Consider the following 20,975-nt stretch of genomic DNA (forward strand, 5'->3'; position numbering starts at 1 on the left):
TAGTTGGTTATTATGCACCTAAATTAACTCATCCGGAGAATCTTGTGCCTTCTAACGCGCTTCCAACCCCTAGTAAACTGCAGGTTGCTTTATTGGCAATGCTGGTTCTATTTAGCCCTTTGGCTATTGATATCTACCTACCAGCTCTGCCACAAATTTCGACAGCGTTTCACGTGGAACATGCACTAGCACAAGATACGATTACTTGGTTTTTATTTGCCATGGGTGTCGGCCAACTGTTTGCTGGCCCTTTGGCGGATAAGTTAGGACGTCGAACCGTTGCATTGGGAGGTGTTAGTATCTATGCATTGAGTGCTTGCTTGGCGTGGGCAGCTCAATCGATTGATATGATGCTAATAGCTCGGCTGCTACAAGGCTTAGGAGCTTGTGCGACTTCTGTAGCTGCCTTTGCAACGGTTCGCGATCTATTTGGCCCAGAGAAGAGTGGCCGAATGATTAGCTACCTCAATGGTGCGATCTGTTTTATCCCTGCATTGGCACCAATTCTTGGCGCTTGGTTAACCCATCAATTTGGCTGGCGCTCTAACTTCAGTTTTATGGCTGGTTTCGCGGTAGTCGTTGGTAGCATCTTATTCTTCCAAATGAAAGAGTCTAACCCGGCGACAGAGAAGGTCGCGGTATTCAAACTTGAGCGTTACTGGTCAGTACTGAAAACACCATCATTCCTTTTCCATGCAACCTTGTGTTTGATGGCGATGGCGGTAATTCTTGCTTATGTTACCTCAGCACCAGTCGTGTTGATGGAGAACCTAGGTTTGACGATGAACGAGTTTACCTTCTGGTTTGGTATTAACGCAGCTATCAACATCACGGCTGCATTCACAGCGCCGAAGTTTATGGACCGTTTTGGTACTTACAAGGCATTGGTTGTTGGTATCTCGACGCTGGGCTTAGCGGGGGTTATTATGTTGGTGCTTGCTGAGCACGCGACTCCAATCGCGTTCATGCTACCGATCTTCTTATCGTCAGTTGGTTTTGCTTGGATTCTTGGTGCTGCGGCAGGTAAAGCGCTGGAGCCATTTGGTGACCGAGCGGGTACAGCTGCTGCGCTGCTTGGCTTGTTCCAAATGAGTGGTTCAGGACTTCTTGTGGGTACCATGCAACGTCTTGATTTAACGTCGCAAGTGATGATCGCTCTGCAAATGTTCCTGATTGTTCCTGCATTATTAGTGCTTGCGAGCAAAGCGGGTAAGTCTTGGCATGCGACGTTTGCGAAGGCATAAGTTACAAGGGTGACAAAATATACAAATGGCGGTTTTCGAAACGTTAAAACATGGTATATTTGTCACTCATTGAAACGTTAGTCCCCAACGGAAAATACTGTAATGTCATTAACAACCTACGAAATGGCGCGCGTCTTAGAACAAATGGAAGATGCACCTGAAAAGGTCATGTTTGGTAAACTGCTTAAAGAGCTAGGCAACCAAAGTGAAGAGCGTATTCGCAGTGCGGCAAAACAAGTTCCAATCGATACTTTGCGAGATATCATTTACCAATTTCAGCGTGTGGTAGAGTCTCGTAAGGGTGAGCAGGTTCAGCTATTGGCAAAAGAACTTGCAGAGCAAGGCATCTCTGCTGAAGAGCTACAAGCTTTTCTAAATAAGTAAGCTTATTCCAGTTAAAAAAGAAACCACTCAATTGAGTGGTTTTTTGCGTTTGGGCTATAGCCATTTAGCTTTAGCTATTCAAAAGAGGTGAAAACTCATTTTAATTCCTGAACTGCGCTTTCAAAACTCTATCAAGTGAGAATGGTCCTGCACCCCACACGACAACGATAAGAATCATTAATCCCCATAACTGATGATCGTAGAAACCTTGATCCCACAATACCGGGTAAGACACGACAGCAATGATATTGAACACGAACAACACCGCAGCCATAGGTCGTGTTAATAAACCGAGCGCTAAGAACACCGGTAAAATTAACTCAGCGGCAGTCCCCATATAAGCCGCCAATTCCCAAGGTAGCAGTGGCACTTGGTACTCCAGCTCAAACAAGTAAAGCGTGCTATCCCAAGTTGCTATCTTAGTGAGCCCAGAATTAAAGAATACCCACGCCACCCAAAGGCGACAAAATAGTAGAAGCACCGGAACAAAAAGTGCCTGTGATTTCTCAATCAAACTGTCGTATTGAGCCATCATGTTCGTGACTGTGTTGTTATCCATGTTATGTCTCCAATTCGGCATTGATTGAAAAACCTGAGATGACGTTTAACGCCATAACAGTATTCAGATGTTGTAGTAATAAAGGGTCTATCGCTGAGAGTGTTTGACCTGATTGCAATTCAGTTAAGAGTTGGTGGCTCTCTTCACTCAAACTATGGCTCTCAACCTGTGAATTCTCAGCTCGGATTAACACCCCAAATTCAGCTTGATTGATGTCTAGCCCGTCAAGTTGTTGCTGATAGATAGCTTGTTCAAGCGCGATAATCGTGTAACTAGAATGAATCAGTGTTATTGCATCTTTGAGATGAAAGACCAAAGCGCCTTGTTGCTCTTGTGGTATATCGGCCAGACAAGAAAGAGGTCTCTGGTCGACATGTGCTTGTGACGAAAACCTTACCAAGCTGTCTTTCTGCCATTCATATAAAGCCACTTCACCGAGATAAGGTGCAGCCTCAATAACGGCAGGAAAGGCTTGGATAGTCTGTTCAAAATGTTCACCGTAACCACTGACATCACCAGAGGTCGATGGATAACTTAAGACATGTTGACGAGCCATCTGTTGGAAGCACTCTTCACCAACCAACATTTCAGTGAGTGGGTAGGTTGCTGCCAGAACTTCGCTCAAGCTGACCACAAAGTTATTACGGTAAATCTGGATTCGCTGTTCATCGGTAAAATGGTCGCTCACTATGTCGCAGTGCTCACCATTGTTTTGGTAGCGTAGGGCGTTAGCAAACTCCAATTGAACATCTGCTAGGGAGTGGCTCATGAGGCGCGACTCCTTTGGTTGAACTTGTCGTGTTGATACAAGATGTCACTGGCTTTGGTTGCTTCAGCCAATAAAACTTGTGGCTCTGGGATATCGAGATCCCACTCAATCAAGGTATGGCGTAAACCATGTTGTGCTACCCAGTCAGTGTAAAGTTTCCACACTTCGTCACAGACAGGTTTACTGTGTGTGTCTATCCAGATCTCACCTTGTTCAAGCTTCTTTTTGGTAAAACCTGCCAAGTGAATCTCTTCCACTTTGTCTGCAGGTATTCCGCTTAAGTACTCTTCACAACTAAAGCCATGATTAAAAGATGAGACGAAAATATTATTGAAATCGAGCAGGAGGCGACACTCTGTGCGCTTTTGTACCTCAGCCAAAAACTCCCACTCTGGAATAGTAGAATGCTTGAAGGCTAGGTAGCTCGATGGGTTCTCAATCAACATCGGGCGTTGCAGGCTATCTTGCACCTCGATGACATTGCGACAGAAGACTTCTAACGCTTCTTCTGTGTAAGGCAGCGGCAGCAAGTCATTGAAGTAATGCCCGCCAGTCTGACTCCAGCTGAGATGGTCAGAAACCAAGAATGGTTCAATATCATTAATCAGGTCTTTTAACTGCACCAGATGGTGTTGATTGATACGCTCAACAGAACCAAGAGACAATCCAACACCATGACAACTGATGTTGTGTGCGTTACGAATTTCTCTGAGTTGTTGGCGTTGCGGTGATTGAGCTAAAAAGTAGTTCTCGCTGTGAACCTCTAACCAACTCACTAGAGATGGATTTTGGCTAAAGAAGTCCAAGTGCGGTGTTCTAAGGCCAACCCCTGCATTGGGGTGAAGAGTTTGAGTCACAACGGTTCTCCTAATCGGAAGTGGAGGTGAGCTGAATATCAGCCCACCATACTAAGCAGCTCAATTATGATGATTGAGTGTTACCACCAGTTAATTTGCCACATAGTCCTTTAGGAACGACTACGAATGCATCGGATTGGTTGTCTTCTTTTGCTGTACCTGCACATGAGCTTGTTTTGGTTGCACAATCATTTTGGCCAGCTTTTGCCACGCCGTAGCATTTTTCTTTCGCTGCTGCTTCCGCAGGTGCTGATGTAAGAACTGCACCGCCAAACGCTAGTGCACTTGTGATTGCAGCTGTAACAGCAAGATTAGAATTTTTCATAGTCATTCCCTCTAGGACTTAATAGTATTTTTACATCGCAGGTTAATGAATTGTTAACTTGCTTACTAAAAAGGATAGGAAGAACTAGGAAATAATTTCATGGCATTATAAAAAATATCAATATTAATGATGATTCATTGTTTAAGCTGCTGATTTTATGATGTTAATTTTTGATTGTTTTTTCTTCTTATTATCCTAAACGCAGCCTAGTGTTTAGGTTATAATCAACTTTTATGTATAAATACCCAGTAGTGAGCATATCCAATGATAGATCCTTCGCTTTTACTCGATGGCCTAAACGACAAACAACGTGAGGCGGTCGCGGCACCTTTAGAAAACCTACTTATTCTGGCAGGTGCTGGTAGTGGTAAAACGCGAGTGTTGGTGCATCGTATCGCTTGGCTGCAAAGCGTTGAGCAAGCATCACCGTTCTCTATCATGTCAGTCACCTTCACCAACAAAGCGGCAGCAGAGATGCGTGGCCGTATTGAAGAGTTGATGATGGGTAGCTCGTCAGGCATGTGGAACGGCACCTTCCACGGTATCTGTCACCGTATCCTTCGCGCTCACTACCTAGATGCAAAACTGCCAGAAGATTTCCAGATCATCGATTCAGATGATCAGATTCGTTTGCTGCGTCGTTTAATCAAGGCGCAAAACCTCGATGAAAAACAGTGGCCTGCCAAGCAAGCTTCTTGGTGGATCAATGGCAAGAAAGATGAAGGTTTACGCCCTAGTCACATTGACGCCTACCATGATCCAGTAACTCAAACATGGTTGAAGATCTACTCTGCTTACCAAGAGGCATGTGACCGTGCTGGCTTGGTTGATTTTGCGGAGATCTTGCTAAGAGCACACGAACTGCTGCGTGATAAGAAACACATCCGAGAGCACTACCAAGCTCGCTTCAAGCACATTCTTGTCGACGAATTTCAAGATACCAACAACATCCAATACGCTTGGCTACGCATGATGGCGGGGCCTGATTGTCGTGTGATGATCGTGGGTGATGATGACCAATCTATCTATGGTTGGCGTGGTGCTAAGATCGAAAATATTCAGAAGTTCTTGGATGAATTCCCAGGAGCTTCAACGGTTCGACTAGAACAAAACTACCGTTCAACCAAAACTATTTTGCAGGCGTCGAACGAGCTTATCTCGAACAACACCGAGCGTATGGGTAAAGAGTTGTGGACTGATGGCAATGATGGCGAGCCAATCTCTGTGTACTCAGCTTACAATGAGCTCGATGAAGCGCGCTTTACGGTTAGCAAGATCAAAGAGTGGCAAGAGAAAGGTGGTGCACTCGAAGATACCGCAATGCTTTATCGTAATAACGCCCAGTCTCGTGTTCTTGAAGAAGCTTTGATTCAAGGTGGTTTGCCTTACCGAATCTACGGCGGCATGCGATTCTTCGAGCGTCAGGAAATCCGAGATGCCTTGAGCTACATGCGCTTAATGGGTAACCGTAACGACGATGCGGCTTTTGAGCGTGTGGTAAACACACCAACGCGTGGCTTAGGTGATAAAACCCTAGAGACGATTCGTTTCGCAGCGCGTGACCGTGGTGCAACGATGTGGCAAGCAAGCCTTGCTTTGATAGAAGAACAAGTACTGCCAGGCCGTGCTGCTGGTGCCTTAAGCCGTTTCATCGAGCTAATTAATGCGCTAGAAGACGACACGTTAGAGCTTAGCCTACATGAACAAACTGACCACGTGATCAAATCGTCGGGTCTGTTTGCGATGTACGAGCAAGAGAAAGGCGAGAAGTCGAAAGCACGTATCGAGAACTTGGAAGAATTAGTAACGGCAACGCGCCAGTTTGAAAAGCCGGAAGAAGCGGATGAGATGAGCATGCTGACGGCGTTCTTAACTCACGCGGCTTTGGAAGCGGGTGAAGGTCAGGCCGATGAGTTTGATGATGCAGTTCAGTTGATGACATTGCACAGTGCTAAAGGCCTAGAGTTCCCAATGGTATTCATGGTGGGTGTCGAAGAAGGCATGTTCCCAAGCCAGATGTCTGCCGAAGAAGCGGGGCGTTTAGAAGAAGAGCGTCGCCTGTGTTATGTAGGCATGACCCGTGCGATGGAGAAGCTTTACATCACTTACGCAGAAATGCGTCGTCTGTACGGTCAGGATAAATACCACAAGCCATCGCGCTTTATTCGTGAGCTGCCAGAGACCTGTCTGGATGAAGTGCGTATGAAAGCGCAAGTCAGCCGCCCTGCAAGCAGTGGCCGCTTTAGCCAAACCGCTGTGAAAGAGAACTTCAATGAAACAGGTTTTAGCTTGGGTTCTCGCGTGAAGCACCCTAAGTTTGGCGAAGGCACTATCATCAACTTCGAAGGAAGTGGTCCACAGAGTCGAGTTCAAGTGGCGTTTAACGGTGAAGGGATTAAGTGGTTAGTAACGGCTTACGCGCGTTTAGAGCAGCTTTAATCTATTACTTCAGCATCTAATAACCGTTGATTATTGAAAACAAAAAGAGCAGCTAATGGCTGCTCTTTTTTATTGCGTACCGCTTTAAGCGATCACAATACATGACTGACTAGAAGGGAGCTTACAGTGCTGCAAGTGCCGCTTCGTAGTTTGGCTCTTCAGTGATCTCTGCAACCAACTCGCTGTGTGTTACCACACCTTTTTCATCAACAACGACAACCGCACGTGTTGTTAGGCTTGCTAGTGGGCCTTCAGCAATCGCTACGCCGTAGTCTGATGCGAATGTAGGAGAACGGAAAGTCGAAGCGTGTTGAACGTCTTCAATGCCTTCTAGTTCGCAGAAGCGACCTGCAGCAAATGGTAGGTCAGCAGAAATACAAACAACAACCGTGTTCTCAAGCTCTGCCGCTTTTGCGTTGAACGTACGTACGCTCGTTGCACAAGTTGCTGTGTCGATACTTGGGAAGATGTTTAGAACCACTTTCTTGCCTGCAAGAGAAGCAAGAGTCAGTTCAGAAAGATCGCCTGCAGTCAGTGCAAAGCTTGGTGCCTGTTCGCCAGTTTGTGGGAATGTGCCAGTTAGCGGTACAGCAGCGCCTTTGAAGGTAACGTGTGACATGAATTTGTCCTTAATTTAATTATGGTTATGAAACTAGTTGAGCCTAGTAAGACTTACGTTACTCGGAAGTGGTTAAGAAGTGAATGGTTTAAATGTCAGAATTGTAATCAAAGGTCTTTGATTTATTTGTTTTAGGGGAAAAAAAGGTGAGACGACAGATAAAGAAAAACCCCGAGAGCTTGCGCTCATCGGGGTCTATAGTCTTACTCGCAGCAATCCGGCTACTAAGTGTGCTCCATGCATCAAATCCATGATAGTGTGCTGTTATCCTTCAGCGTATTCCTTTCGTCGCCTTCCTAGCGGTGTCCTTGATCTTATCCTGATCTGCCAACAATCCTCGTTAGCGCGCGTCACTTGTTCCTTGAGCGGTGTCCTTTACATCATCCTGATGTTCAGTCCTTTCCTCGTCCAGAGGTGTCCATTGTCTTTCCTTAGTAGCAACCATCCTAGTTACTATTGCGTCCATTCAATGTCCATTTCGCTATCCATGCCGATTATTCATCCTGAGTAATCGAATCTTCATCCTGAAGATAACCAAGTCCTTGGCGTTTCCTGTTCCGTGTCAGCATCCTTCCGACACCATTCATATTACCGATTCCTTATTTATCAGCAATGGTGCATAAGCGAATTTCTATATAATTATTTGAATGATAAATGTACGTATTGTTTAATTTCAATTGGTTACAATATCTAGGTGCCTAATTTCGCAGTTAAATATCGATATTTACTCACTGCCTTGTGAGAGATCTCGCACAAGGCAGGGAGTAAAAAGGGAGTATTTTCTCTTATTGGCCGATAGCGGCACCTTCACGACGAGGGTCTGCAGCACCTTCTAGACCATCTTTTGTGATGCGAATAGCGTGTAAACCTGAGTTAAGATCGCGAACGTTGACCTCAAATCCCATCTTTTCTAGCTCAGGTTTGAAGTTTTCCGCCGATGTTCCTTTTTCTAAATCTAAGGTTCCGAAACGGTTTAGGAAGTGTGGTTGGTTGATCGCTTGCTGGATATCCATGTCCCATTGGGTGTGGGCAATGATCGCTTGTGCCACATAACCTATGATACGACTGCCACCCGGAGAACCGATCGCCATGTAAGGCTTATCGTCTTGCATGATGATGGTCGGTGCCATTGAGGAGCGTGGGCGCTTACCCGGTTCAAGTCGGTTCGCGATAGGCTTGCCATCGTTATGAGTCTTGAATGAGAAGTCGGTCAGTTCGTTATTGAGTAGGAAGCCTCTCACCATCAAGCGTGAGCCAAATGCGTTCTCAATGGTGGTGGTCATCGAGACGACATTGCCATCGCTATCGACAATATTGAAGTGGCTGGTGGACGGCAGTTCAATAGACACATCTTGACTGCGTAGCATGGCATGATCCCACGGTGGGGTGCCTGATGGTGCACTCTCTAATGCCTTACCAGCGGTAATTAACTGAGCACGTTCTTGTAAATAGTCAGTATTCACTAACCCTTGGGTTGGCATTGGCACGTAATCTTGGTCTGCCATGTACATACCACGGTCTGCAAAGGCTAAACGAGAAGCGTCCGCTAACACTTGCCAAGACTTCGCGTCGTTTGGTCCCCAGGATTTCAGATCAAACTGCTCGGTCATCGCCAAGATCTGCCCAACCGTTAATGCGCCTGAACTTGGTGGTCCCATGCCACAGATATCGTAGCTCTCATAAGCGGAACAAACCGGTTCGCGTTGCTTAATTGAATACGCATCGAAGTCTTTCTGCGCCAATACGCCTGGGTTACCTTTGGCCGTTTGAACTGTGTTGATGATGTCAGCAGAAATCTCGCCTTGATAGAAAGCCTTAGCACCATCCTTTGAGATAGCGTTTAGCGTTGCCGCGTATTCTGGGTTCTTAAGTAGCGTACCTGCGGTTTTTGGGCTGCCATCGGCATTGAAGAAGTAGGCTTTAGTTGTCGCAAATCGGCTCAGTCTCTCTTGGTCATTCTCAATCAAGGTGGCTAAACGTGGACTGATGGTGAAACCTTCTTCTGCCAACTGAGCGATAGGTTTAATCAGTGATGCCCACTCTAACTTGCCGTATTTCTGGTGAGTATCCCACAGTAATTGCACCGTGCCTGGTGTCGCAACGGAGCGACCGCCAACAACGGCATCATAGAATTTAAGCGGTTGTCCGTTTTCGTCTTGGAATAGACGTGGTGTGGCATCAAGCGGCGCAGTTTCACGGCCATCGTAGGTCTTGAGCTGTTTCTCTTTACCATCAAAATAGACAAGGAACGCACCGCCACCAATACCGGATGACTGAGGTTCCACTAAGCCAAGCATAAGCTGCACGGCAACCATGGCGTCAATGGCGTTACCACCACGAGCAAGTACATCGGCGCCAGCTTGTGTGGCAAGAGGGTTGGCCGCGGTGACCATCCAATCGTTGGCTTTAACGAGTTGTTTGGTTTCTAAACCACTACTTTGTTCGGGTGCGACTGAATCGGCAGCTTGATTTGCCCAACTGACGTGAGAGGCAAAAAGTAGGGTAGAAGTGGCGAGGGTTGTTAGTTTTGTTTTCCACTGCATGATCTTCTCCTTTTAATATGCAGAGCTAGATTGGCAGTGGAAAGATCAGATAGCCAGTGCGTTGTTAACGAATTGTAATCTTGATTCGAATTTAAGCGATTAAACCGGACAGCGACTGCCAAAGAATACTCGCGCCAATCAGGCTGAATACCACGCCACATAAGCCATCGATGTATACCGTTGCTTCGTTAAGTTTCTTCTGTAGAGCCTTAGTCGAAAGCATCCACGCCAGTAGTGAAAACCAAAACAGAGACAGACCAAACAGGATAATAAGCGCAAAGCCTTTACCTGATAGAGACATGTCGGCAGGCACTAAGCTCGACATCAAGCTAATAAAGAACACCAAAGCCTTTGGGTTGAGAATATTGGTCGCAAACCCTTTCGAAAATGCCTGACGCTTGTTGGTCAGAATCAGATCTTTGGCATTGACGGTATCGTCGTCATCGTCGTGGTTCTGAATGATTTGCCAGGTGGCTTTAAGTGCACCGTAACCTAAGTACAGCAAGTAGCTACCGCCAGCCAATTGGATAATGGCAAATAGGGTTGGTTGCTGGTGGACTAGGTAACTGATTCCCGTCAGGCTCAGTAACGAATGCAGTAAGATCCCGCAAGATAAACCAAGCGCAATATACAAGCCTGTTTGTCTGCCGTGGCGTGTCGCATTTTGCACGACTAACGCAAAGTCTGGGCCGGGGCTCATCAAAGCGATGAAATGGATAGAGGCGAGGGTGATCAGTATGGTGACTTCATTCATGTCAGTTCTCAATAACGTTGCCGCTATTTTAAATAAGTAATCGTATTGAGCGTAGCTTACCGCGATTTGAAATCGAGCAATTGTAAATTATCAACACTTAGTTGATTTGTGAGGGTGGTACGCCGAATGTGGTTTTGAATGCTTTGGAGAAGTGTGCTTGATCATAGAAACCTACTTGGTGCGCGACCTTGGTGCCACAGATCCCAGATTTAATCAGGCGCATGCTCTGTTCCATACGTAAACGGCTCAGCCACGCATAAGGGGTGATGCCCATTCTGTTCTTAAAGTGGCGTTGGAACTGTGTGGTGGTTAAGCCGCACAGTTCAGATAGTTGTTCTAATCGTACTGGCTGGTCCAAATTCGCCATCAAATAGTCTTTGAGCGTATCAATCGATTGGTTGCCCAGTTTGATGTCACTCTTCGATCCAAATTTCGCATAACGATCGACGATCGTCGAGAATCCCTCGAATGGTAAGCAATCTTGAGCGAGTTGGCTGATGTTTTGATTAATTAATAGACTATGTAAGTTGCGTAATTGTAAAAATGCAGCCTGATCGGAGAGGATCAACTCAGAAAAGCCTAATGTGTGACCATTTTTCTTGGGATCGGCAAGATCTTGAAACCATTGAGGAGAAACTGCAAACACACTGACTTGATAACCCGAATCGAGTTTGGAGTGCCCATCATGCAGCTCATCAGGTGGCATGATAACAACTTGGCCAGCACCAACATGGTGGCTTGTCCCTTTATAGGCGAATTTTTGCTGCCCTTGGGTAATTAAGCCGATGTGAAAGTCCAAATGATAGTGGCGCTGAAAGGCAAACTCTTGGTATTGAGCTTGGATCAGGCTGATATCTTCTGTTGGGGTAGAGTAGTAGTGGACTTTATCCATGGTACAAAAAAGCTTGGTCAAATAGTCATCAATTCAACCAAGCTTATCTGCGTATTAAGGGATTGTCTTGTAAAAAACGATCAATATCACTGTTTCGCGCGTTTGTTCTTCTTGTTGTTACGCAGGCCATCAAAGCTGAAAATAACCAGTGCTCCCCATATAAAGGCGAAGGTAATCGCTTTATCTGAGGTAAAGGCTTCACCGTAAATAAGAACCGCCAATAAGAACATCAAGCTTGGACCGATGTACTGGAAGAAACCGAGTGTTGATAGCTTCAAGCGAGTTGCAGCGCCAGTAAAACACAGCAATGGAACCGTGGTGATCACTCCGGCAGCAACCAGTAACAGGTTGAGTTGCATCGGGTTCATCGATAAGTCTGAGGTCGGGCTATCGGCAATAAACAGTAAGTAGGTTGCGGCGAGAGGCAGCATCACCAGAGTTTCAATGAACAGACCCGTTTGCGCTTCTAAGCTGACTTTCTTACGCAGCAAGCCATAAAAACCAAAGCTAAAGGCTAGGGCAATGGCGACGATTGGTACTGAGCCGAAGGCAATCAATTGGATTAATACGCCAATCGCAGCCAGAGCCACAGCAAACCATTGCAGCTTACGTAAGCGTTCGCCGAGGAAGAGCATTCCGAGCAATACGTTAATCAGTGGGTTGATGTAATACCCCAAACTGGCATCGAGCATGTGATTGGAGTTCACCGCCCAGATAAAGATCAGCCAGTTAGCACCCACCAAAATAGACGTCGCTACCAAATAGAGCATTTTTGGTTTTGAGGTCAGGGTATCGCGGACTTTACGCCAGCTGCGGCCAATGTGTAGTAAGAAAGCGAGTAGGAAAAAAGACCATACTACACGGTGGCTGAGTATCTCTAACGGGGAAACGTCACTTAAAGATTTGAAATATATAGGGGCGATACCCCACATTGTGTAGGCGCCGACGGCAAGCAAAACTCCTTGGCGCGTACGTTGTTGTTCTTCCTGTGTCATGCATCTTTCTCTAGCACTGAGTGCTTATTAATAAGATTTATAAGAGAGTTGGTCAGTATAGGAGCGATAACCCTTTTCACCTAACAATTTGCGGTTTAATTCGCCAGCGTTCCCCTCTACAATGTGCGACTTGCTTGCCGAAGATGCTTGCTGATTTCATACCTCGATTAGGAACCACAATGACCGCCACTCTGATTGCTGAGCAAATACCAACTCCCGCGAATGATGCGCAAACCATCTTACAAGATGTGTTTGGCTATCAAAGCTTTCGCGATGGTCAGCAAGAGGTCATTGATTTGGCCGTTGAAGGCAAAGATAGCTTGGTGATTATGCCAACCGGTGGTGGTAAATCTCTGTGTTACCAAATTCCGGCGTTGGTTCGTGAAGGACTGACTCTGGTTATCTCGCCGCTGATCTCGTTGATGAAAGACCAGGTTGATCAGCTGAAAGCTAACGGCGTCGCGGCAGAGTGCATTAACTCGTCAATGCCGCGTGAGAATCTGATCTCGGTCTTTAATCGTATGAACTCAGGTCAGCTGAAAATGGTGTATGTGTCGCCAGAGCGTGTGTTGATGCGTGACTTTATCGAGCGCCTTCAAGGTTTACCGCTTTCAATGATTGCAGTCGATGAAGCGCACTGTATCTCTCAATGGGGTCACGACTTCCGCCCTGAATACGCATCATTAGGTCAGCTTAAACAATATTTTCCGCATGTGCCTTACATGGCGCTCACAGCAACCGCTGATGATGCGACGCGCAAAGATATTATCTCGCGCCTACAGCTCCTAGATCCGCACACTTACTTAGGCAGCTTTGATCGCCCTAATATTCGCTACAACTTGGTTGAGAAGCACAAACCCGTGTCACAGGTGGTTCGCTACCTAGAAATACAAAAGGGCAATTGTGGCATCATCTACTGTGGTAGCCGTAAGAAAGTGGAGATGGTGACCGAGAAGCTATGCAATAACGGTATTCGCGCCGCGGGTTATCACGCTGGTATGGACACCGATGAGCGTGCTTACGTTCAAGAAGCCTTCCAACGCGATGATATTCAGATCGTGGTCGCGACTGTTGCCTTCGGCATGGGCATCAACAAACCCAACGTACGTTTCGTGGTGCATTTTGATATCCCACGTAACATCGAGTCTTACTATCAAGAGACTGGCCGTGCAGGTCGTGATGGTTTACCTGCTGAAGCGATGATGCTGTTTGACCCGGCTGATATGGGTTGGCTGCGTCGTATGTTGGATGAGAAAGAAGAAGGCCCGCAAAAACAGGTTGAGATGCACAAGCTGAACGCGATGAGTGCTTTTGCCGAAGCGCAAACCTGTCGTCGTCAGGTTCTGCTTAACTACTTTGGTGAGTATCGTGAGAAGCAATGTGGCAACTGCGATATCTGCCTCGATCCACCTAAGCATTTTGATGCGACCCAAGAAGCGCAAAAGGCGTTGTCTTGTGTGTACCGTGTTAATCAGTCGTTTGGTATGGGCTACGTGGTTGAAGTGATGCGCGGTATGCAGAACATCCGTGTCCGCGATAATGGTCACGATAAGCTGTCTACCTACGGTATTGGCCGCGATCACAGCCATGATTACTGGATAAGTATCTTCCGTCAGCTGATTCACAAAGGTTTGTTGTTCCAAAACATCACTCGTAACTCGACATTACAGTTAACAGAAGAAGCCCGCCCGTTGTTGCGCGGTGAGATGTCTTTGGAGTTGGCTGTACCTCGTTTAGATACAGCGGTGCGTAATGCTAAGTCCGATAAACTAAGCAGTAAGAATTACGATAAGAAGCTGTTTGCGAAACTGCGTAAGCTGCGTAAGTCGATTGCAGATGAAGATGGCTTACCACCATACGTGGTATTCAGTGACGCGACCTTGATTGATATGGCTGAAGTATTGCCTACCTCATACGGTGAGATGCTGGCGGTTAACGGTGTTGGTCAACGTAAACTTGATAAGTACGCAGACCCATTCTTAGATTTGATTCAAGAACACATCACGACACACGGCTAGTTTGCAAAATCGTTTAGCTTCTAAAAACGATGAGATCATAGAAAAATAATAAGGTTGATAGGGACATGACAACACAAACAGAATTTGGCTTAAGAGAGTATTTGGCTGAGGAAGGACGTTTATTGATTACGTCTCCAAGTTTTGATTTTGATTCTTACGAAGTGTTAGGTGAAAAGCTGGTGGCATTGTTGTCCGCTTCTATAGTTGAAAAGCAATGGGATGCCGACATGCACTCTTGGTTGATCGATTTTGAAGATTGTAAGATGTTTTTAAAGTCTGAACATTACAGTGAATCAATCTGGTTTGAGTCGTTGAACGCGGAAGAGAGCCGAGAAGAGTTTGATTATCTCGCGACGCTTTTCAAGCGCGGTTTTTAACTTTTAGCACCGCTTCTAAACGTAGCTTTTAAGCCTGGCTTTTAAACTTGGTTTCTAACGCCATTTACCAATAAAAGTGAGAATAAACGTTTGCGTTTGTTCTCACCATTGCAGCCAATATTGATTAATGTATAATCGCCCGCCGCTCGATAGAGCAAATTATAGATACATTTTTAATTCACATTATTGGTAAGAGCTTTCTTAGTTTATTCGAAGAAATGACTCGATTTGGGTTCCCTCACCCCCAAACCAAACTAAAAAGGTACAGCATGAGTAACTTTACCCCTGCGCAACAGCGCAAAGCCCTAGCACTATTAGTTTTGTTCCATTTGGTCATTATTGCGTCAAGCAACTATCTGGTTCAGCTACCTTTTACCGTTTTCGGTATGCACACCACTTGGGGTGCTTTCACTTTCCCGTTTATCTTCCTAGCGACTGATCTGACTGTACGCATTTTTGGTGCGCAGCTTGCTCGTAAAATCATTTTCTTAGTGATGTTACCTGCACTGGCCGTTTCTTACTTTTTGTCAGTGGTGTTCTTTGAAGGTTCATTCCAAGGGTTTAGCCAATTAGGCGAGTTCAACCTGTTTGTTGCACGTATCGCAGCGGCAAGCTTCATGGCTTACTTGCTAGGTCAGATCTTGGATGTTCACGTTTTCAACCGTTTACGTCAGCTTAAACAGTGGTGGGTTGCCCCAACGTGCTCAACGTTATTCGGTAATGCCATTGATACCATCGCTTTCTTTGCGATTGCTTTCTACCAAAGCCCAGATCCATTTATGGCTGAGCACTGGACTGAGATTGCTTTAGTCGACTACGGCTTCAAACTGATCATCAGCTTAGGCTTGTTCGTTCCTATGTACGGCGTGCTTCTGAACTACATTGTTAAGAAGCTGACTGCGGTCAACCCTGACTTTAAAGCGACCGGTGTTAACGCTTAGTTGCTATCAAATGCGCGGTTATTCCCTTACTGTTAGGGATAACCGCGTTTCAACTCTCTTTCATCTTCTGCTTTCTTGCTTGCACTTCACGCCTTCTCGTTTGTATTTCACACCTTAGCTTCAATCACACTCTCTATATCCATACCTTTGTCTTTGATTGCTCTCTTGGGCGTCGATGCCGCATATTTCAAATTCTTACCGGTCACCTTAGTCACGCTTTTCTGTAGTAGAAGAGAGTTTGGATAAGTAATGATGTTTCCTTCTGGGTGTCGAATAAGGGTATGAAACATCTTTATGTCTAATATCTTGCCTTCAATGCCGTCTCCATCCGCTACGACGATTGAATCCCCAATGCGGTAGGGAAACACAAAGAAGATAAGAAAGCTGGCGGTGATGTTGCTTAAAATTGACCACTGAGCAATAAAACCTACGCCTATGACGGTGAATATCGAAGAGATAAAAATCGAAAAATTTCCGTAACCGATGCCACTGACAATCAAATACGTCGCGAACAAGAAACCGAAGTAAATGATACTAAAGCAGCGGTTGATAAAAGCGGTGCGTGTGGCATCGACGGTTTTCTTTTGCGCGAGGGTGATGATGGCTTTCTCTGTTGAGCGTTTAAGTAGCCAGTAGATAAAGATGAACAGCATAGCGAGCAGCAAATCGTACTCTTTGAGCGTCATAAAAATGGTTTCGATATAGCTTGGCATAGTGACCTCTGAATTGTTGAGGCTGCATTATTATGGCGTGCTACTTTCAATACATCATTAAACCATTATCGTTTTATTCTCCTGCCTATTTCTCCAGTATCTGATAGCTAAAGCAGTGTTTTATCTACCAGATAATGATTTTAACTTGCTGATATAAATAACTTTATATTCTTGTTATATCGTCTTTATCTATAGGTAACGCTTTGATGATGAAGCTATTTGACCAGTTCGTAGAATGTCCGGCCATTCACTACTGAGTTAGATTTCTGATGATACTGATAACTTTAAAATTAGCTGTATTCTGCTTTATGAAGCTAAGAAAACAGGGCTATTTAGACGGCATTTTAGGTGCGCGCAATAACGTGGAGCCGTCATAACTATGATGACTCTATTTATTGTCCAATTAATGATGCTTTGGCTAATGGTTGAACCTTTAGCTTGTTTGGCTTGGCTGAAAATAACCCGAAAAAGAGGCCGTTATGTACGTTGATTATCTTGCGTCATTTAGCATGCTCTTGCTGCTCGAAGTTATTCTCGGTGTCGACAACATTATCTTTATCTCCATCTTGGTCGAGAAGCTGCCTGTCAGGCTCAGAAGTCGCATTCGTAATCTTGGCATTGGATTAGCGGTGTTAACTCGTATTGGCTTGGTGTTTTCTGTTACTTGGCTCATGTCGCTCACTGAACCTTTTGTCACGGTGTTTGACCGAGGATTATCGGGCAAGGACTTAATCTTGATTGTTGGAGGAGCCTTCCTTTTAGTTAAGAGCTTTAAGGAGCTGTTGGGTTGGCTACTGGCGAAAGAGAAGAAGGAGAAAAGCGCACTTGAGAATAGTGTCACCATGATCGTGCTGCAGATTATCGCAATTGATGCGGTGTTCTCGTTTGACTCAGTGATTACTGCGGTTGCACTGGTTCACAATGTCGAAATCATTATCGCTGCTATCGTTATCTCTGCGATCATCATGTTGGCCGTGGCAGAGAAGATTCAGATAACCATTACCGCTTACCCAGGTTTGAAGTTGTTGGCGCTGTTATTCCTGATCTTACTCGGTGGTTTATTGGTTGTAGAAGGGTATGGGTTACATGTGGACAAAAGCTATTTGTACGTTGCATTAGCGTTTGGATTAACACTCGAAATCTGCCATATCCTGTTAGATCGGCAGCTAACGAAAGGCAAACAGTCTTCTGAACATGAACATGAACATGAACAAGATCCAGACAGCCAACTGCAAAACAGCCACGCACTATCTGGTGATATGCTCCAATGATGTTCTACTGCTAAATATTAAGCTTAACCTTGTCTAACGATAGTTATCACTCTAACTCTTTAAGCAGAGGTTCGAGGTTACTGTCGAAGAAGAGAGGTGAGGCGAGTTGTATTGCTTTAAGCGAAGAGTTGCCTTGCGTCGCTTTGATGTAGAGCTCTTTCGCTGCACTGGCATTACCACGAGACTCTTCCGCCTTCGCGAGCAACAAATAAGTCAGTATCGATTGGTTTTGTGGTGGCATCGACAATAAGATCTTCATCGCTTTTTCTGGGTCATCCTCAGAAAGGGCGATGATGGCGTTGGCATCGTAGGCGCGAGCCAACTTCCCTTCAGCCAATAAGCGCTCTAGCCTTGGCTTCGCATCTTGGTTGAGTTGAGCAATCGCCTGCTTTTTACTGCCTGAAGAGGCGTAAAAGGTATTCATTATCTTGCCGATGTAGTTCGCCACGAACACAAAATCATTGCTCGGATCTAATTCCTGCGCTTTTTCAAAGTAATCCATCACCATTGGCAGCTCTGCACGGTTATACAAAACACCTAAACCGCTGAGTGTGTACTTGAGCGCTTCGTCTTCTGTAGGTAGCTGGCTAATACTCTCTGTGAGCTCTTCTTTGGGTACTTTGATGTACAGAGAATCTAACACGTCATCGACCATGCGATACAGTGTGTGATGAAGTTCTGGTAGCTCTGTTGGGTAACGACGATTGAGGTGCGATCGATCAGAGATGTTGTTGTGATAACGCATTGTGAGTCGCGTGTGTTTGCCGTCTCGACTTGGACTGGTACCAAAGGTGAGTTTGATTGCGGCAATTTTCTGTAATGGCTCACTGTGTACGATACGAATGCCACTGTAGGCACTCACGTATTCAATAAACTTGGTGACAGTGCCGTAGAGAACCGGATCGGCTCTGATATCGTCACTGATATCGAGCACTACATAGCGAAACTCATAATGTCTGAGCTGTGTTGTTGGTGCAGCCTCTTTGTTGTTAGTACTGCTGCTGGTGGCTGAGTAGAGGATATAGCCGGACTCTAAAACGACAATCGTACCAAGCAACAAACCAATCATCAGGTTTCTTTTACTCGGCTTGGTGTCTTTCGTTTGTTCTTCGGGATGTGCTGCAGACGTTGATGGTGAAGTCTGCGTGGTGTTTTCTGTCGCTACAGGTTCTGGCTCTGTCGTTTGTTCGGTTTCGATCTTGCTTTGGATAACATCGGCTTCGAACTTATAACCACGCTTGGGTACAGTGATGATGTAGCTGCTGTGTTGTTCTGAGTTTTGCTTGAGGACTTTACGCAGCTCAAAGACGGCTTGGGTTACCACTTGGTCTGTGAGGATCATACCGCTCCACACGTGGTCGATGAGCTCGTCACGAGTGTGGGTCTGCCCAGGGTTAAGGCACAGGAACTCCAATAGTTTGGTTAAGCGTTTATCAATGGTCACTGTTTTGTTGGCAAAGAGAATCTGTCCTTCATTGGGTATGAACAGCCACTCATCCACACTAAAACACGAATTTTTCTCCAACATCCCTTTCTCCTGCATCCAAACAGAGCCTTTGTAATTCCGATCTACAATATTAACTCTATTACATAATGTAATGAATTTGTTGTAATTATCTAGTGGATTATCAGATGTGTGTGATGGGTTGAGGGTTTGATACGAAAGATACAGCAGATTGTGGTTTTCGATAGACCTAAAAAAGCTCTCAATGCAGAGAGCTTTTTGGTATTACGTTGACGGCTTTAACTTAGCAACGAGTGGCTTTATCTATGTGTTATTGCTCGGCAATAACAAGAGGCCAACCGATGTCGGTTTGTCTGTTCGACTCGATCTCTAGCTCTGCAGCGGTCAGCGGGTTGTCCGCTAGCCATTGCTTAGAAAGCGTTAAGGTCAGGTTATTGCCATCTGTCGTCAGCTTGAAATCAGGTTCTAGCGCTGGGTTACGGCGGTGAGTCAGCAAAATAGCCAAACGCAGAATACGTAAAATACGCTTACTGCTGGTGCCTGAGATAGCATGTTGCTCTGGCAATGAGGTTAATTGCTCACGGTAACGACGTGTTAATTCACCCAAGTAGTATTTCTGTGCTCGGGTAAAACCTGGCAAATCTAAATTCTGCAGTAGGTAAGCGCTGTGCTCGCCGCCTTTTTTGAAATCGATGGTTAAACCAATTTCGTGAAGTTTGGCTGCGGTTTGTAATAGAACGCTTGCTTGAGGTTCTGAAACCCAAGCTTCTCCGCCGGCTTGATCCAACAGAGTCTGTGCCACGACAGCCACTTGTTCACCGTAGCTTACGTCCATCTGGTAGCGTGATTGTACGCTCTTGATGGTACGTGCACGGATATCGTCTTGGCGTAGCTCATCAACCATCTCGTAGGCTAGGCCTTCACGGAGTGCGCCGCCTGCAAGTGTCATTGAATCGATTTCAAGCAGCTCAAAAATAGCAATAAGAATAGAAAGGCCACTTGGGAACACTAATGCGCGTTCAAGGGTTAGCCCTTCTATTTCTAGCTCTTCCAAGCGCTCAGTGATCATCGCTTGTTTCTGTAGGCGCTTAAGTTTGGCATGAGTAATAACCTCATCCATGCCTTGCGCTAACATGATTTCTTGCAGTGCCTGAACGGTACCACTGGCGCCAACACACACATCCCATCCAATGTCGGTGTAGCTATCTAGAATCGGAGCCAACGTCGACTTTGCCGCTTCAATGGCGTTGTTAAAGTTGGTTGCGGTTAATTGACGATCTTTAAAGTGGCGTTCAAGCCAAGTTACACAGCCCATTTTTAAGCTGGTTAGTGCTTTTGCTGAGAAGCCTTCACCGATGATCATCTCGGTACTTGCGCCACCAATATCGACTACCAGTCGGCGGCCACTGCCACCTGAAGTGTGTGCCACGCCTTTATAGATAGTCGCAGCTTCTTCTTCACCAGAGATAACATTGATGTCGTAACCAAGGATCTGGTTCGCTTTCTCTAGAAAGATATCCACATTGATAGCAGTACGTAGGGTCGCTGTACCTACAATGCGGATATTTTCTTTCGGAATATCTTGCAGTCGCTCTGCAAAGAGACTCAAACAGTCCCAACCGCGCTGCATGGCTTCTGTACTAAGCGCATTATTTTCATCTAAGCCTGCAGCTAAACGCACTTTGCGCTTAATTTTAGCCATGGTTTGTACGCTGCCATCGATATGACGCACAACGAGCATATGAAAACTGTTCGACCCGAGGTCGATTGCAGCGTAAAGCGGTGGTGACACTGTTTGACTCATAAGCGA

General features: G+C 45.7%; 19 protein-coding genes. 7 read left to right on the forward strand and 12 right to left on the reverse strand.

All coding sequences use genetic code 11. The features are described from left to right. Positions 1–44: 44 nt before the first annotated feature. Together L1D37_RS23000 and L1D37_RS23005 are read left to right on the forward strand one after the other, a co-directional pair. Positions 45–1,244 (forward strand): multidrug effflux MFS transporter, encoded by a 1,200-nt coding sequence (locus L1D37_RS23000; RefSeq protein ID WP_206192966.1) that lies wholly within the window; start codon positions 45–47, stop codon positions 1,242–1,244. Between the two features lie 102 nt (positions 1,245–1,346). Then, entirely contained in the window at positions 1,347–1,628 is a 282-nt protein-coding gene (locus L1D37_RS23005; RefSeq protein ID WP_009848181.1) for a hypothetical protein, read from the forward strand. 100 nt (positions 1,629–1,728) lie between these two features. Here the strand turns inward: L1D37_RS23005 and L1D37_RS23010 are convergent, their stop codons facing one another. From L1D37_RS23010 to L1D37_RS23025, 4 genes are all read right to left on the reverse strand, one after another. Then, a complete protein-coding gene (locus tag L1D37_RS23010; RefSeq protein WP_086715425.1) occupies positions 1,729–2,187 on the reverse strand; it encodes a DoxX family protein in 459 nt (152 codons plus the stop codon). A gap of 1 nt (position 2,188) precedes the next feature. Beyond that, positions 2,189–2,956 carry a DNA-binding domain-containing protein gene (locus L1D37_RS23015; RefSeq protein WP_239849257.1) on the reverse strand — a complete coding sequence of 256 codons (768 nt, stop codon included), beginning with the start codon at positions 2,954–2,956 and terminating at the stop codon, positions 2,189–2,191. Further along, positions 2,953–3,813 (reverse strand): DUF692 domain-containing protein, encoded by an 861-nt coding sequence (locus L1D37_RS23020; protein ID WP_239849258.1) that lies wholly within the window; start codon positions 3,811–3,813, stop codon positions 2,953–2,955. The genes L1D37_RS23015 and L1D37_RS23020 overlap by 4 nt, the downstream gene beginning before the upstream one ends. A 64-nt stretch (positions 3,814–3,877) precedes the next feature. Next, positions 3,878–4,138, reverse strand: a complete 261-nt coding sequence (locus tag L1D37_RS23025; protein ID WP_239849259.1) for a DUF2282 domain-containing protein — start codon at positions 4,136–4,138, stop codon at positions 3,878–3,880. A 264-nt stretch (positions 4,139–4,402) separates the two neighbouring features. On the opposite strand from L1D37_RS23025, the gene uvrD reads away from it, so the two are divergent. After that, positions 4,403–6,577 (forward strand): DNA helicase II, encoded by a 2,175-nt coding sequence (gene uvrD, locus L1D37_RS23030; RefSeq protein WP_132936176.1) that lies wholly within the window; start codon positions 4,403–4,405, stop codon positions 6,575–6,577. A gap of 121 nt (positions 6,578–6,698) precedes the next feature. Here the strand turns inward: uvrD and tpx are convergent, their stop codons facing one another. From tpx to rarD, 5 genes are all read right to left on the reverse strand, one after another. Further along, on the reverse strand, positions 6,699–7,196 hold the full coding sequence (gene tpx, locus L1D37_RS23035) for a thiol peroxidase (RefSeq protein ID WP_239849260.1): 498 nt from the start codon (positions 7,194–7,196) through the stop codon (positions 6,699–6,701). A 785-nt stretch (positions 7,197–7,981) separates the two neighbouring features. Next, complete coding sequence (gene ggt / locus L1D37_RS23040; protein WP_239849261.1) at positions 7,982–9,739, reverse strand: gamma-glutamyltransferase; 1,758 nt, start codon at positions 9,737–9,739, stop codon at positions 7,982–7,984. A 91-nt stretch (positions 9,740–9,830) separates the two neighbouring features. Then, positions 9,831–10,493 (reverse strand): LysE family translocator, encoded by a 663-nt coding sequence (locus L1D37_RS23045; RefSeq protein WP_050652815.1) that lies wholly within the window; start codon positions 10,491–10,493, stop codon positions 9,831–9,833. A 97-nt stretch (positions 10,494–10,590) separates the two neighbouring features. Beyond that, on the reverse strand, positions 10,591–11,385 hold the full coding sequence (locus L1D37_RS23050) for an AraC family transcriptional regulator (RefSeq protein WP_239849262.1): 795 nt from the start codon (positions 11,383–11,385) through the stop codon (positions 10,591–10,593). A gap of 86 nt (positions 11,386–11,471) precedes the next feature. Next, positions 11,472–12,380 (reverse strand): EamA family transporter RarD, encoded by a 909-nt coding sequence (gene rarD, locus L1D37_RS23055; protein WP_050652814.1) that lies wholly within the window; start codon positions 12,378–12,380, stop codon positions 11,472–11,474. A 179-nt stretch (positions 12,381–12,559) separates the two neighbouring features. Between rarD and recQ the strand changes: the two genes are divergently transcribed. The 3 genes from recQ (at position 12,560) to L1D37_RS23070 (ending at position 15,716) form a co-directional block, all read left to right on the forward strand. Then, on the forward strand, positions 12,560–14,398 hold the full coding sequence (recQ, locus tag L1D37_RS23060; protein WP_239849263.1) for an ATP-dependent DNA helicase RecQ: 1,839 nt from the start codon (positions 12,560–12,562) through the stop codon (positions 14,396–14,398). A 65-nt stretch (positions 14,399–14,463) separates the two neighbouring features. Beyond that, positions 14,464–14,775: a DUF3630 family protein gene (locus L1D37_RS23065; RefSeq protein ID WP_048661175.1), complete on the forward strand. Its 312-nt coding sequence runs from the start codon at positions 14,464–14,466 to the stop codon at positions 14,773–14,775. A gap of 269 nt (positions 14,776–15,044) precedes the next feature. Then, positions 15,045–15,716, forward strand: coding sequence for a 7-cyano-7-deazaguanine/7-aminomethyl-7-deazaguanine transporter (locus tag L1D37_RS23070; RefSeq protein ID WP_017631682.1), 672 nt, complete (start codon positions 15,045–15,047; stop codon positions 15,714–15,716). 107 nt (positions 15,717–15,823) lie between these two features. On the opposite strand, the gene L1D37_RS23075 is transcribed toward L1D37_RS23070, so the two are convergent. Continuing rightward, the gene (locus tag L1D37_RS23075; RefSeq protein WP_239849264.1) at positions 15,824–16,429 is read right to left on the reverse strand and encodes a mechanosensitive ion channel family protein; all 606 of its coding nucleotides are present in this window, start codon (positions 16,427–16,429) and stop codon (positions 15,824–15,826) included. A gap of 479 nt (positions 16,430–16,908) precedes the next feature. Here L1D37_RS23075 and L1D37_RS23080 point away from each other — a divergent pair, with 479 nt between their 5' ends. Further along, complete coding sequence (locus L1D37_RS23080; protein ID WP_239849265.1) at positions 16,909–17,700, forward strand: TerC family protein; 792 nt, start codon at positions 16,909–16,911, stop codon at positions 17,698–17,700. A gap of 46 nt (positions 17,701–17,746) precedes the next feature. Here the strand turns inward: L1D37_RS23080 and L1D37_RS23085 are convergent, their stop codons facing one another. After that, positions 17,747–19,228 carry a winged helix-turn-helix domain-containing protein gene (locus tag L1D37_RS23085; RefSeq protein WP_239849266.1) on the reverse strand — a complete coding sequence of 494 codons (1,482 nt, stop codon included), beginning with the start codon at positions 19,226–19,228 and terminating at the stop codon, positions 17,747–17,749. A gap of 247 nt (positions 19,229–19,475) precedes the next feature. Then, positions 19,476–20,969, reverse strand: coding sequence for a guanosine-5'-triphosphate,3'-diphosphate diphosphatase (gene gppA, locus L1D37_RS23090; protein WP_239849267.1), 1,494 nt, complete (start codon positions 20,967–20,969; stop codon positions 19,476–19,478). Positions 20,970–20,975 lie beyond the last annotated feature (6 nt).

It is taken from the genome of Vibrio sp. Isolate33, from assembly GCF_022397895.1.
In the GTDB taxonomy this organism is placed as follows: Bacteria; Pseudomonadota; Gammaproteobacteria; order Enterobacterales; family Vibrionaceae; genus Vibrio; species Vibrio pomeroyi.